This window comes from uncultured Corynebacterium sp. (genome assembly GCF_946998835.1).
Lineage (GTDB): Bacteria > Actinomycetota > Actinomycetes > Mycobacteriales > Mycobacteriaceae > Corynebacterium.
This window is the reverse complement of the sequence record NZ_CAMQAZ010000027.1, coordinates 20,472-32,979: the sequence shown is the minus strand read 5'-3', so window position 1 is coordinate 32,979 and position 12,508 is coordinate 20,472. Positions and strand designations below refer to the sequence as shown.

The 12,508-nt window shown below is 59.6% G+C and carries 12 protein-coding genes and 1 tRNA gene; 7 read left to right on the top strand and 6 right to left on the bottom strand.

The genetic code is table 11. From position 1 onward, the window contains the following. The first annotated feature begins 378 nt into the window (after positions 1-378). Positions 379-481: transfer RNA gene (locus Q0U90_RS09370), tRNA-OTHER, on the top strand. 107 nt (positions 482-588) lie between these two features. On the opposite strand, the gene Q0U90_RS09365 is transcribed toward Q0U90_RS09370, so the two are convergent. Next, positions 589-2,172: a succinic semialdehyde dehydrogenase gene (locus tag Q0U90_RS09365; protein ID WP_297454068.1), complete on the bottom strand. Its 1,584-nt coding sequence runs from the start codon at positions 2,170-2,172 to the stop codon at positions 589-591. A 71-nt stretch (positions 2,173-2,243) separates the two neighbouring features. Then, on the bottom strand, positions 2,244-2,576 hold the full coding sequence (locus Q0U90_RS09360) for a hypothetical protein (protein ID WP_297454066.1): 333 nt from the start codon (positions 2,574-2,576) through the stop codon (positions 2,244-2,246). A gap of 238 nt (positions 2,577-2,814) precedes the next feature. On the opposite strand from Q0U90_RS09360, the gene Q0U90_RS09355 reads away from it, so the two are divergent. After that, the gene (locus Q0U90_RS09355; protein ID WP_048759764.1) at positions 2,815-3,642 is read left to right on the top strand and encodes a Bax inhibitor-1/YccA family protein; all 828 of its coding nucleotides are present in this window, start codon (positions 2,815-2,817) and stop codon (positions 3,640-3,642) included. A 273-nt stretch (positions 3,643-3,915) separates the two neighbouring features. Here the strand turns inward: Q0U90_RS09355 and greA are convergent, their stop codons facing one another. After that, the gene (greA, locus tag Q0U90_RS09350) at positions 3,916-4,428 is read right to left on the bottom strand and encodes a transcription elongation factor GreA (RefSeq protein ID WP_048759762.1); all 513 of its coding nucleotides are present in this window, start codon (positions 4,426-4,428) and stop codon (positions 3,916-3,918) included. A 175-nt stretch (positions 4,429-4,603) separates the two neighbouring features. Continuing rightward, on the bottom strand, positions 4,604-5,071 hold the full coding sequence (locus Q0U90_RS09345; RefSeq protein WP_297454060.1) for a DUF4307 domain-containing protein: 468 nt from the start codon (positions 5,069-5,071) through the stop codon (positions 4,604-4,606). A 246-nt stretch (positions 5,072-5,317) separates the two neighbouring features. Here Q0U90_RS09345 and mca point away from each other — a divergent pair, with 246 nt between their 5' ends. From mca to Q0U90_RS09325, 4 genes are all read left to right on the top strand, one after another. Next, positions 5,318-6,187, top strand: a complete 870-nt coding sequence (gene mca / locus Q0U90_RS09340; protein ID WP_297454057.1) for a mycothiol conjugate amidase Mca — start codon at positions 5,318-5,320, stop codon at positions 6,185-6,187. A gap of 27 nt (positions 6,188-6,214) precedes the next feature. Continuing rightward, on the top strand, positions 6,215-6,499 hold the full coding sequence (locus Q0U90_RS09335) for a hypothetical protein (RefSeq protein WP_048733974.1): 285 nt from the start codon (positions 6,215-6,217) through the stop codon (positions 6,497-6,499). Between the two features lie 318 nt (positions 6,500-6,817). Then, positions 6,818-7,909: a 3-deoxy-7-phosphoheptulonate synthase gene (locus Q0U90_RS09330; protein WP_297454054.1), complete on the top strand. Its 1,092-nt coding sequence runs from the start codon at positions 6,818-6,820 to the stop codon at positions 7,907-7,909. A gap of 38 nt (positions 7,910-7,947) precedes the next feature. Continuing rightward, complete coding sequence (locus Q0U90_RS09325) at positions 7,948-8,733, top strand: isoprenyl transferase (protein WP_297454051.1); 786 nt, start codon at positions 7,948-7,950, stop codon at positions 8,731-8,733. A 30-nt stretch (positions 8,734-8,763) separates the two neighbouring features. On the opposite strand, the gene coaA is transcribed toward Q0U90_RS09325, so the two are convergent. Next, entirely contained in the window at positions 8,764-9,699 is a 936-nt protein-coding gene (gene coaA, locus Q0U90_RS09320) for a type I pantothenate kinase (RefSeq protein WP_297454048.1), read from the bottom strand. Between the two features lie 150 nt (positions 9,700-9,849). On the opposite strand from coaA, the gene glyA reads away from it, so the two are divergent. Continuing rightward, the gene (gene glyA, locus Q0U90_RS09315) at positions 9,850-11,151 is read left to right on the top strand and encodes a serine hydroxymethyltransferase (protein WP_297454045.1); all 1,302 of its coding nucleotides are present in this window, start codon (positions 9,850-9,852) and stop codon (positions 11,149-11,151) included. Between the two features lie 71 nt (positions 11,152-11,222). Here the strand turns inward: glyA and Q0U90_RS09310 are convergent, their stop codons facing one another. Further along, positions 11,223-12,440 carry an HNH endonuclease signature motif containing protein gene (locus tag Q0U90_RS09310; protein ID WP_297454043.1) on the bottom strand — a complete coding sequence of 406 codons (1,218 nt, stop codon included), beginning with the start codon at positions 12,438-12,440 and terminating at the stop codon, positions 11,223-11,225. Between the last annotated feature and the right edge of the window lie 68 nt (positions 12,441-12,508).

Sequence of the window (12,508 nt, the reverse complement as noted above, 5' to 3'; positions counted from 1 at the left end):
AGGAAATAATAGAAATCAAGGCAAACGCCTAGGAACAAAACCCGGGGCACTTCATCGTGAACCGCTACACCCCTCAGCTCCCCAGAATCAGCCACCCGCAGCAACAGGGGCAACCGGTAGGCGCAACGGGGCGATAAGCGTGAAGGAAAAGCTAAATTCCTTGAGACCATTGGGAACATGTTCCCTACCTGGGGGAACACGGAGGGAACATAAAGGGAACATGGTAAAAACATGCTTTGACCTGTGGGAACATGGGGAACATGTTTTTTACTAAACTTTCCTATAAGGTTTAGGGATGCCGTGAGAATGGTCAACACTTAATCAACAAGTAATAAACGCATCTAGTGAGAATCAACGACACTAGACGAACAGCTAGGCGTAGTTGACCTGGAGAAACTGTAACTAGTGAGAATCAACGACACTAGACGAAACACCTGGTAACACCCTTTCAGTGTGGGTTCGAGTCCCACTGGGGGCACCAAAAGACCAGGTAGAAGCGTTTTTCTACCTGGTTTTTCTCGTAAAAAGGGCTTGCGGGGGCTAAAAAGTGTCCAAATAATAATCGGGTATGTGTGTGCTACACACGTATTACGGCAACACGTTGAACTTTTTGCCGAGAATCAGCGCCGTGTTGAACACCTTCGCGTAGCGCTCGCGCGACATGTGCGGCATCGACACCGGGGTGAGACGCTGCACGGTCACCGTCTGCTCGTCGGTGTACTTCAGCAAGCCACCCGCTGCTTGACGACGGCCCACACCCGAATCCTTAAATCCACCCATCGGGGCATCGACGGACGCGAAGGCCGCAGCGAAACCATCGTTGACATTGACGGTGCCAGCTTCCAACTGCGGAGCCAGCTCCTTTGCACGACGAGGGGAGGTCCACAGCGAAGCGTTGAGGCCGTAGCGGGAATCATTGGCCTTGGCGATGGCCTCGTGGACATCCGAGACGCGCTGGAGGACTACTACCGGGCCGAATACCTCTTCGGTCAGCAGGGCGACACCCTCCGGGACATCGGTAAGCACGGTCGGTTCGTAGAACAGCGGCCCCAAGTCCGGGCGGGGACGACCGCCGGCCAGCACGGTGGCACCGGCCTCAATGGCATCGTCGACCATGGACTTGACGATGTCGAACTGACCCTGGGACTGCAGGCAGCCCATTTCGGTTTCCCACTCGTAGCCAGCGCCGATGGACATTGCTTTGACACGGTCGGTGAATGCCGGGACGAAATCGTCCCATACGGAGTCCACGACATAGATTCGCTCGATGGACACGCACAGGTGGCCGGAGTTGGTGAAGCAGCCGATGCGTGCGCCCTCGACCGCGCGGTTGATGTTGGCATCCTCAGCAACAATCAGCGGGTTTTTACCGCCGAGCTCTGCGGAGAAACTAATCAGGCGCTCGCCACACTGTTGTGCCAGGGCACGTCCGGTCTCGGAGGAGCCGGTGAACATCAGGAAGTCACACTGGCCGACAATGCCCTGGCCGACCACACGACCCGGGCCCGGAATGACCTGGAAGAGATCCTCCGGAAGACCCGCCCGGTAGAGCAGGTCGACGGCGAACAGAGCAGTAAACGGGGTGGTGCTGTCCGGCTTGAGGACGATGGCGTTACCGGCCATCAGCGCAGCCAGGGCGTCGGAAACCGCGAGAGTCAGCGGGTAGTTCCACGGAGCAATGACACCGACGACACCCTTGGGGTGGTGATAAACAGTGGTCTTCGAGAGCACCGGAACCGCGCCGTGCGCCCGCTTCGGCGCCAGCAGTTTTGGCCCCTGGTTGCCGTAGTAGCGAGCGGTGATGGCGGTATGCACGAGCTCCTCATGGGCGCTGGCCCGGTTCTTTCCGGTCTCGGCCTGCAGCAGGTCCAGCAGCTGGTCGCTGTGGGTAAACAGCAAGTCGTGGAAGTGGTGCAGCACTTCGCCGCGCTGTTCAGGTGCCATGCGGGCCCACTTCTTCTGGGCCGCGCGGGCACGCTTAAAAGCCTCGTCGACGTCGTCCTGCGTACCGACAGGAATCTGCGCCAGCTCCTGGCCGGTAAACGGCGCCGAGATAGTGGAGGTTTTCGACTTATCAGCTACCGTGACACGCTGGAGTAGGCGGGCAACGAGCTCGTCGTTAAGCGGATTGCGGATGGTAGTTCGGTTTGTCGTGGCAGTAGATGCTGTCATGGCACAGATACTACTGTCGCACGGCACCCCGAGATAGAAAATTTGGCAAAACTACTAAAACTTAGAAAAGTTTAGTAGGTAGTCCAGCCCATCCGACGATTGCGGTCCGGGTCACGCGGGCCATCATTGCCGAATTCGAACGGTTCGTGACCATCGACATCGCCGTAGCGCATCTCCGGGTCATCATTCAGATCATCGTCGACATCGATGTCCGGCTTTTCCTCGGCCAACCGCTTGCCGAGAGTGTCATGTGGAGAAGCGCCCCGCCAGCGGTCCGGCGGATCCATCACATAATTCTCGCCATCACCGGTGAGGAAATCACCATCGAGTCCCTCCGAGCCATCGAGCGTGGTCTCGTCAAAATCACCAGTGGTATCCGGATCGTAGTCAAGGCCATCAGACATCTTGACCAGCCTCCTAATTCGTAATCACTCAAGTGGTGCCCACGCCTGGCGACTGTGAGTGTTTCCGCGATTACAAAATCACCGCCAGCAGGCGAGGAATTACCTTGATACTAACTGTTTTTCAGGGTTGGGAACAATACCTAGACACCGTCCGTTGTAGACAATGTAGGCAAACGTACGCGCGTGTGCCTGAGTTCAAAACGTGTAAGAAAAACTGAGAAAAAGAAAGAAGGACGACGTGCGCGAAAGCAGCAATCCTGCCTTCAGTTCACTTACTAAGACCGTCGCCCGCGGACAGGCGGGCGCACAACACTACGGCCAAGGTCAGATGGGCGCTGACTACGGGGATAACCCGTACCAGTCGCAGGTTGCCGCCGACTACCGTCCGATGACGGTCGACGATGTCGTTTCCAAGACCGGCATCACGCTGGCAACCATCATCGTTTTGGCTGCAGTCAACTTCTTCATTGCCGTTAGCGTCTCCACCAGCCTGGCCATGATTCTGACCATCGTCGGTGCCATCGGTGGACTGATTACTGTTTTGGTTTCCACCTTCGGTAAGAAGTACGGCTCCGCGCCGGTCACGCTGACCTACGCCGCCTTTGAAGGCCTCTTCGTCGGTGGCATCAGCTTCATGTTTACCGCACCTATCCAGGGCGTTGCCGCTGGTGCGCTGATTATGCAGGCTGTGCTGGCCACCCTGGGTGTCTTCATCGGTATGCTCTTCGTCTACAAGTCCGGTGCTATCCGCGTGACCCCGAAGTTCACTCGTTTCATGAGCGCAGCTCTGATTGGTGTCCTGGTCCTCATGCTGGGCAACCTGCTGCTGTCCCTGTTCGGTCTGGGCTTCCCGCTGCGTGACGGCGGCATGCTGTCGATCATCTTCTCGCTGGTCTGCATCGGCCTGGCGGCCTTCAGCTTCCTGATTGACTTTGATCAGGCTGACCGCCTGGTCCGCGCTGGTGCTCCGGCTCAGTACGCCTGGGGCGTCGCCCTCGGCCTGGCCGTGACCCTGGTCTGGCTCTACACCGAGATTCTGCGCCTGCTGTCCTACTTCAGGGACTAAGCGCTAGAAAACTAGCTAACGCAGAAGCGCCGGTTAGCCCGTTAATGCGGGTTGGCTGGCGCTTTGTTTTGTCTTGGGCCTCACCAGTCAACGTTTTGACCGACAGGGCTGTGCAGTGTGACGTCGTAAAGCGCAATATTGAAGCTGGAGAGGGCACAAAAAATGGACCGATAGGCCATATGGGCTTCTATCGATCCAAGAATCGGGCGCTGTGGCCCGAGGTTGCCGCCTGGGTTGAGGCGGCGTGACGCCGGGAATAACTAACCTAAGCGTTTAGGCGTCCATCTCCGGGTTGTACGGCTCAGCCTTGACCACGGTGACGGACACTTCGTCGCCGCTCGGGGAGGTGTAAGTGCGGGTCTCGCCCTCCTTGGCGCCGACCAGAGCCTTACCCAGCGGGGAATCGGTGGAGTAGGTCTCCAGGTTCGGGTTGGAGGAGTCAGCGCCACGGGTGCCGATGAGGAAGGTCTCGGCGTCGTCCTCGTCGCCGTCGTAGTAGACGTGGACCACGGTGCCGACCAGAGCCACACCGGACTCCTGCGGAATCTCACCGACAGTGGCGCGCTGCAGCAGATCTTCGAGGTAGCGGATGCGTGCCTCTTCCTGTCCCTGCTGCTCACGAGCGGCATCGTAGCCGGCGTTTTCCTTCAAGTCGCCCTCTTCGCGGCGCTCGTTAATCTCGGCGGCGATGACCGGGCGGTTTTCGTATAGCGCCTCAAGCTCGGCCTTGAGCTTGTCGTAGGACTCCTGGGTGAGCCATGGGCTATTGTTCTGTGCCTCAGTCATGGTTCCTCCTGTGTTTTTGGCTTATTTAATACAAAAGCGGCCCCGCGTGGGGCCGTCGGCTGCGTCACAGGATAGCACTGTCATGCCCTATGGCAATAACGGACGTGGCGGAGTGTTGTCGTACATGCTTTACGACGTGCCACTGCAGTGCACAATCATTGACAGCGGAAGGAGGTTACTTCGCAGGTTTGAGGAACTCCGGAATGTCGGTGGAGCAGCCGTAGACATCGCCTGCCACGGCCAGCTCGCGGGTGGCAATGGGGACATCCATGCGCACGGTAGCGGGGCCGCCACCCGGGACAAACACATCGCGACGGCCGACCTCTGCCACGTCATAGTTCAGCGCGTAGATGATGCAGTAGCTGTCCAGTTCCGGTTTTTCGCGGGTGACGTCGAGCGTGAAGATGAACTGCTCATCTTCCTTGCCGGGAGTGCGGCTCCAACCCGCTTGCGTTGCGGAGACATCCGGGGCGGTGACGCGGTTCATCTGAACGAAAATGTACGCGCCTGCGATGACGAGCATGCCCACTATAGCGATGACAACCAATTTTGCGGGGAGCGTGCGACTGTTATCCCCATAGCGCTCGCGCTGCACGTTTGGCGCTGCGGTATTTCGGGTGTTTCGCTCCGAACTTTCAGCCATGCTTTTCAGCCTATCGGAGTTTCTGGCCGACGTGGTAAAATGTTGACATTTAAACAATCTTTCTGGCGTGGCACGGTGCTCTGCTGTTATGTCGTTCCACTGTGTTGCGTTGCTGTGTGGGCATGTGATGTCGCAGCGCTATAGTGGGGCGGTATTGAAATGGTGCTTCTGTAGTGCCGTCGCGGTCGAAGGACACCGACCTTAGCTAGAAAACACGGACTGAGATAGTAGGGGGAGTAGCTTTAAATGGCACTTCGTCTGATGGCAATTCACGCTCATCCTGATGACGAATCGAGCAAGGGTGCTGCAACGATGGCCCGCTATGCGGCCGAGGGGCATCGCGTCAAAGTGGTGACGTGCACCGGCGGTGAGGCCGGCAGCATTCTCAACCCGGCCATGGATCGGCCGGAAGTGCGCGAGAACATCGCCGCGGTGCGCGTGCACGAAATGGCTGCGGCCGCCGAGGCCCTCGGTGTTGAGCATGAGTGGCTCGGCTTTACCGACTCCGGCCTGCCCGCGGGCAACCCGGTGCCGGTGCTGTCGCACGGTGTATTTGCGCGCCAGTCGGTCGAGGCTGCGACGAAACCGCTTATTCGAGCCATCCGGGAATTTCGTCCGCACGTCGTCATTACGTACGACGAAAACGGTGGCTACCCGCACCCGGATCACATCATGACCCATATCGTGTCCATGCGCGCGTGGTTGGAATCCGGCACGGATAAGTACCCCGAACTCGGTGAGCCGTGGGAGATCTCCAAGCTCTACTACACCCACGGGTTCATCAAGGCGCGCCTCATCGCGCTGGATAACTACTACCGCGATAACGGTTTAGAAAGCCCTCTGGCAGAGTCCTTCCGTCGCTGGACAAAGACTCCCGGCGACATCATGACCCGCGTAACCACGCAAGTAGAGTGCGGCGACTACTTCCCGCAGCGTGACCAGGCGCTACTGGCGCACGCCACCCAGATTGACCCGAACGGGCCATTTTTCGCCGTGCCCGCGGACATTCAGCAGCGCGTTTGGCCCACCGAAGAATTCGAGCTCGCCCGCACTCGCGTGCAGACCGAGCTGCCAGAGACCGATCTCTTCGCCGGTATCGACCCCGACGCGGAATAGTCCGGAATTAACGCTAAGCTGGAACTCATGATTGAAAGCTTCGATGCCTTGGCGGCTCGCACGACAATTTTCCTGGCGCAGAACCCCACTGGTCCGCGGGGTGCTGACTTCGGCAAGGCCTCTCCCATTGGCCTGCTCATCATTGTCGTCTTGCTTATCGTCATCCTGGCTCTCGGCTGGGACCTCTCGCGGCGCGCGAAGCGCATGGCCGCCCGCCGGAAGTTCGCCGAAGCGCACGGCATGGATCCCTTCGATTCCGAGGCCGTGGATAAGGCGATGGCTGCAGCAGAGCAGCGTCGTGAAGCGGAGTAGTTAACGCCAAGGCATGCGTCCGTCGCTTGACGACGGGCGATGCGTGCGCGCCCCTAATTGCGTCCCACGGGGTGGGATTCGGAGTTCGAATTGCGGGATTACAGGCGGTGCGCTACAGTCAAGCACATGCGTATGTGGCGATTTTATTTTTCGAAGGCTCCGGAGGCAGCGACGACATAGTCGCAGTCGGCGGCAAAATCGTCACGTCGCCACCAACCGGAGCCAAAGGCAGCAGCCCCAACCAATAGGGGCGCTGCCTTTTGTCGTATCTACAGCCAAATACAGCGCAACTAATCACCCAGAGAAAAGAGACCTCCGATGACCCCTCCTACATCCCTCGAAGCCCCCGCCTCAACTGCGAACCGCCGCGTCGTAGCCTTCCACGACCTGCCCTCCCCAGAAGAGGTCATGGCCAAACAGCCACTGACCCCGAACCTGGTGAACGAGGTAGAACAGTCGCGACTCGACATCGCCCGCGTTATCGCCCGCGAAGACGACCGCCTGCTGGTCGTTGTCGGCCCGTGCTCCATCCACGACCCCGAGGCCGCCATCGACTACGCCCGCCGCCTCAAGGCCACCGCCGATGAGCTCGACGAGGACCTGCTGGTCGTCATGCGCGTCTACTTCGAAAAGCCGCGCACCACCGTCGGCTGGAAGGGACTCATCAACGACCCCGACCTGGATAGCTCCTACAAGATCAACAAGGGCCTGCACATGGCTCGCGAGGTGCTTATTGAGGTCCTGCGTACGGGCCTGCCCGCCGGCGCCGAATTCCTCGAACCCAACAGCCCTCAGTACATCGCCGACGCCGTCTCCTGGGGCGCAATTGGTGCACGTACCACGGAATCACAGGTCCACCGCCAGCTCGCTTCCGGACTTTCCATGCCCATCGGCTTCAAAAACGGCACCGACGGCAACGTCCAAGTCGCAGTGGACTCGCTGGTCTCCGCAGCAAACCCACACTTCTTCTTCGGAATGAACGACCAGGGCCGCGCCGCCGTCGTCGAAACCGCCGGCAACCACAACTGCCACCTCATCCTCCGCGGCGGCACCTCCGGCCCGAACTGGGACAAAGAATCGCTTAACGACGCCGAAGCCCGCCTGAACAAGGCCGAGCAGACCGTCAGCATCATGGTGGATGCCTCCCACGCCAATTCCGGAAAATCCGAAGTGCGCCAGGCCGAGGTTGTCGAGGAGCTCGGCAAGCTCATCGGTGCCGGTGACGAGCGCATCACCGGCATCATGATGGAATCCTTCCTCGAAGCCGGCGCGCAGAAGATTACAAATGGTCGCAAGGGCCTCGTCTACGGCAAGTCCGTCACCGATGCCTGCATGGATTGGGAAACCACCGACCGGCTGCTGCGAATGCTTGCGGCAGAAGTCCGGAAGCGTCGGCAGGCACGCGACTAAGCGCAAAGCAACCATGCCCATTGGGTAGGGTTACATATGTGAAAGAAAATCAGCCGTCCTCACTCCGGCGGATTGCATATCCGCTCTACGAGCGCAAACTAGCCCAAGAGCTAGAAGGAAAACCCCGCCCCAAGCACGTTGCCATCATGGCCGATGGCAACCGCCGCTGGGCGAGGGAGGCTGGATTCACCGACGTCAGCCACGGCCATCGCGTCGGCTCCCGGAAAATCGCGGAATTCGTCGGCTGGTGCGCTGAACAGGAAATCGAGCTGGTCACCATCTACCTGCTCTCCACCGAAAACCTCGGACGCGACCCCGAAGAGCTGGAGTTACTGTTCGACATCATCGCCGACGTCGTCGACGAATTAGCGCAATCGCCTAACGACGTGCGCCTGCGCATGGTCGGCCACCTCGAGCTCCTTCCGGAAAAAATGACCGCCCGGCTGCGCCACGACGAAGAAGTCACCGCGAACAACACCGGCATCCAGGTCAACATCGCCGTTGGTTACGGCGGCCGCCAGGAAATCGTCGACGCGGTGCGCAAAATCATCCGCGAAGCCGCCGCCGAAGGCATCGACGCCTCCGAACTAGAAGAGCGCATCACCACCGACGCCATCTCCCGCCGGCTCTACACATCCGGACAACCGGACCCAGATCTGGTCATCCGCACCTCCGGAGAACAGCGGCTCAGCGGCTTCCTCCTATGGCAAACCGCCTACTCCGAGATTTGGTTCACCGACACCTACTGGCCCGAGTTCCGCCGCATCGACTTCCTCCGCGCACTTCGAGACTTTTCGCAGCGCTCGCGCCGCTTCGGCAAATAACCTCCCTACATCCGGAAAAATTTCCGGATGTTAGAGTTTGCGCATTCGGACTCGGGAGACCTTGTGGTCCCGGGACTTCGTCAGAACCAACGATGCCCGCACTCGAGTGGGCAAAATATTTTCCGTCAAGTTCGGCAAGTTCACCTGCTGCCAAATACGCCGGGCCTCCGCGGCCGCAGCTTCGTCGTCAAGCGTGGCGTAATCCGCGAAGTGCGCCCCCGGAGCACGAAACGCCGTCTGACGGAGGCTGAGGAAACGACTAATGTACCAACGTTCGATGTCCGCGCGCGGGGCATCGACGTAGACGCTGAAATCGAAAAGATCGGAAATCATCAACGTCGGGCCCGTCTGCAGAACATTGAGCCCCTCGAGAATGAGAATGTCCGGGCGGTCAACATCGATGAACTCATCCGGCACCCGGTCGTAGAGCGTGTGCGAATACACCGGCGCCTTCACATGCCGCGCACCCGACTTCACCGCCGTAACAAACCGCATCAACGCACGCTGATCATACGACTCCGGATACCCCTTGCGCTGCATAATGCCACGGCGATTCAATTCCTCAGAAGGGTAGAGGAAACCATCAGTAGTGACCAGATCCACCCGCGGATTGGTCTCCCACCGCTCGAGCAGCACCTGCAGCAGACGCGCCGTCGTCGACTTGCCGACCGCCACCGAACCCGCCACGCCGATAATGAACGGCACCGACGCGCCCTTCGAAGGATTTTCCCCAAGGAAGTTCGATGTCGCACTATTCAACTCCCGATGAGCCGCCACGCGCATATGAATCAAACGCGAAAGCGGAAGATAGACCTCGGCGACTTCGTCCAAGTCGATGTTTTCACCGATACCGGAAAGTCGCTCAGCTTCCTCTTCAGTCAGCACCAGAGGCATATTCTTGCGCATTTCGCGCCACTGCTCACGTTTGAACTCGACGTACGGGCTGGGAGATGTTGCGCGCGTCATACTTCCAATTGTGCCAAGGGGGTACCGAAAACCGGAAAACGGGTCAATAAAGGGGGCATGGCCGATTGGTGCTGCTTTCGTGGTTTGCCCCACAAAGGGCTAGCATGGCCTGTGGCATTGAAGTTTTATTGAAAGGTCGAAAACCTACTCATGACCGGGTCTAACAATAACGATGTCCGCTACCAATCGCTGCGTGAACTCGATCCCGACCTCGCAGAGGCAATGGCAGGGGAACTCTCTCGTCAGCGTGACATGCTGGAAATGATTGCTAGTGAGAACTTTGTTCCGCGTGCAGTGCTGCAGGCTCAGGGCTCGGTTCTGACCAACAAGTACGCCGAGGGCTACCCGGGTCGTCGTTACTACGGTGGCTGCGAATACGTCGACGTCGTCGAGGACATGGCTCGCGACCGCGCCAAGAAGCTCTTCGGCGCTGAGTTCGCCAACGTTCAGCCGCACGCAGGTGCGCAGGCCAACGCCGCTGTTCTGCACGCGCTAATCAACGCCGGCGACAAAATCATGGGCCTCGACCTGGCACACGGCGGTCACCTGACCCACGGCATGAAGCTGAACTTCTCCGGCAAGCTCTACCACGTCGCCGCATACGGTGTAGACAAGGACACCATGCGGATTGACATGGACAAGGTGCGTGAGCAGGCGCTCGCAGAAAAGCCGGATGTTCTCATCGCAGGTTGGTCGGCGTACCCACGCCACCTCGACTTCGAAGCTTTCCGCTCCATCGCCGATGAGATTGGTGCCAAGCTGTGGACGGACATGGCTCACTTTGCAGGTTTGGTTGCCGCTGGTCTGCACCCGTCGCCGGTTCCGCATTCTGACGTTGTGTCGACCACCGTCCACAAGACCCTTGGTGGTCCTCGTTCGGGCATGATTTTGGCGAAGCAGGAGTACGCCAAGAAGCTGAACTCCGCTGTTTTCCCGGGACAGCAGGGCGGCCCGCTGATGCACGCTATTGCTGGCAAGGCAGTGGCTCTGAAGATTGCTGGTACCGAGGAGTTCAAGGAGCGCCAGGAGCGGACTCTCGCCGGTGCTCGTATTCTGGCTGAGCGTCTCACCGCTTCCGACTGCGCCGAGGCCGGCGTCGATGTCCTCACCGGCGGCACTGATGTCCACCTGGTGCTGGCGGATTTGCGCAATTCCGAGATGAACGGTCAGGAGGCCGAGGACCTGCTCCACGCTGTTGGCATTACCGTCAACCGCAATGCCGTTCCGTTTGACCCGCGTCCTCCGATGGTTACATCCGGACTTCGTATTGGTACTCCGGCGTTGGCCACCCGTGGTCTTGACGAGAAGGCTTTCACCGAGGTTGCCGATGTCATCGGCACTGCTCTCGCCGCCGGTAAGAATGCGGATGTCGATTCCCTGCGCGCTCGTGTTTCGAAGGTCGCGCAGGAATTCCCGCTTTACGACGGCATCGAGGACTGGAACCTCATCTAATTCTGCATTTTTGCAGCGCAACTACCCGTTCTAGCAGTGTGCTAGGACGGGTTTTCACGTACATCCGGGTTTTAGGCGGGAGGTGGTGGCTCGGGGCCAAGCTGTTTCGTTGTGCCTGCTCGATACCCCGCGTAGGATCTCCCGGACATCGATGTCACAAACGAGTTACTAAACAGTGGCGGTCGGGTTTTGTCCGGTGGGCGCCATCGAATATGTCCGGATGTGGGGATGCGCTCGAGGTAGCCGTTGCGCCCCTGCCTGTCATCGTCGTTGAGTCCGTTGTGTTCGCGGCAGACCATGGTGAGATTGTCCAGGGTGGTCTTACCTCCGTGTTTGTGTGCCACTAGGTGGTGTGCTTGTCCGCTATAGGCGGGGCGTTCACAGCCGGGCCAGGCGCAGATTGGGTTGTCGATGAGCATCGCAATGCGCTGCTCTTCGGTCGCCAGGCGGGGGTTGCCGATGGGGAATAAGTCCGTAATGGCGCTGTGTTCGTCGTAAAGCACGGCCCACCCGGTGTCGGCGAGCAGGGCGTTGAGGAAGACGTCGGGCGCGAGCGCGGAGCCGTTGGTGGTGGCGGCAAATCGCGGGCTGTAGTCGATGAGATCTTGTGCGGTGAGGATGATGGCGGGTTGGTAGCGCATTTCATCGAGCTTGTCGACGGGCATTGCGGCACCGGCATGCTCGAGGCGCTCGGCAAGCGCTTGGCCGACACAGCGGTCGTGCGAAAACTCCGGACGTAACTTCCGGATTTCTGCGGCGCGAATGGTCAGCGGCGACAGGAGGTTGTCGAGCATGTCGGAGGGCCCGGAGATATGGAAGTGTTTCATTCCCCGGATGTCTACCTTCCGGGAAAATCGGGCGCGCAGGTGTTGGGGTGGCTCGTCTTCGGTGTTGAGCTCGGTGAGAGTTTCCCGCATGTAGAGGTCCAGTTCTTCGAAGCCGAGGCGTTCGGCGGCGGCGACGAAGGTGAGGCGGAGGTTGTCGTGGAGTTCTGTGTTGTTGGCTTGGCGGCTGCGCTTGTCGATAAGTACGCAGGTATCCAGGCTGAGCCCGAGGTGGCGGGCCAGGGCGGTGGCGTCTTCGCGGGCTTTGGTGTTGTCCTCGGTGTCTGCGGGTTCGAGGTAGTGGGCGGCCACGCGCAGCAAAAGCCGGAGGCGCGCCGGGTCGAGACCGAGGGTTGCGGCCAGGTGGGAGGTGGCTTCGCGGCCGTCGGGACGCGCGGCGTGGAGTTCCGCCAGCGTGTCCATTCCGCGCGAGGCTAGCGCGGTGAGCGTCCCAAGAACTGTCATACCTTCGAAGGTAAAAGTCCGGATGTAGGGGGACAACGGCTATCGGGGTTGACTGTGGACAACTCGGT

Excerpts from the sequence above, each read along its gene's own strand:
- Q0U90_RS09365 (WP_297454068.1), bottom strand. The coding sequence starts at position 2,172 with ATGACAGCATCTACTGCCACGACAAACCGAACTACCATCCGCAATCCG.
- Q0U90_RS09360 (WP_297454066.1), bottom strand. The coding sequence starts at position 2,576 with ATGTCTGATGGCCTTGACTACGATCCGGATACCACTGGTGATTTTGAC.
- greA (WP_048759762.1), bottom strand. The coding sequence starts at position 4,428 with ATGACTGAGGCACAGAACAATAGCCCATGGCTCACCCAGGAGTCCTAC.
- Q0U90_RS09345 (WP_297454060.1), bottom strand. The coding sequence starts at position 5,071 with ATGGCTGAAAGTTCGGAGCGAAACACCCGAAATACCGCAGCGCCAAAC.
- mca (WP_297454057.1), top strand. The coding sequence starts at position 5,318 with ATGGCACTTCGTCTGATGGCAATTCACGCTCATCCTGATGACGAATCG.
- Q0U90_RS09335 (WP_048733974.1), top strand. The coding sequence starts at position 6,215 with ATGATTGAAAGCTTCGATGCCTTGGCGGCTCGCACGACAATTTTCCTG.
- Q0U90_RS09330 (WP_297454054.1), top strand. The coding sequence starts at position 6,818 with ATGACCCCTCCTACATCCCTCGAAGCCCCCGCCTCAACTGCGAACCGC.
- coaA (WP_297454048.1), bottom strand. The coding sequence starts at position 9,699 with ATGACGCGCGCAACATCTCCCAGCCCGTACGTCGAGTTCAAACGTGAG.
- glyA (WP_297454045.1), top strand. The coding sequence starts at position 9,850 with ATGACCGGGTCTAACAATAACGATGTCCGCTACCAATCGCTGCGTGAA.
- Q0U90_RS09310 (WP_297454043.1), bottom strand. The coding sequence starts at position 12,440 with ATGACAGTTCTTGGGACGCTCACCGCGCTAGCCTCGCGCGGAATGGAC.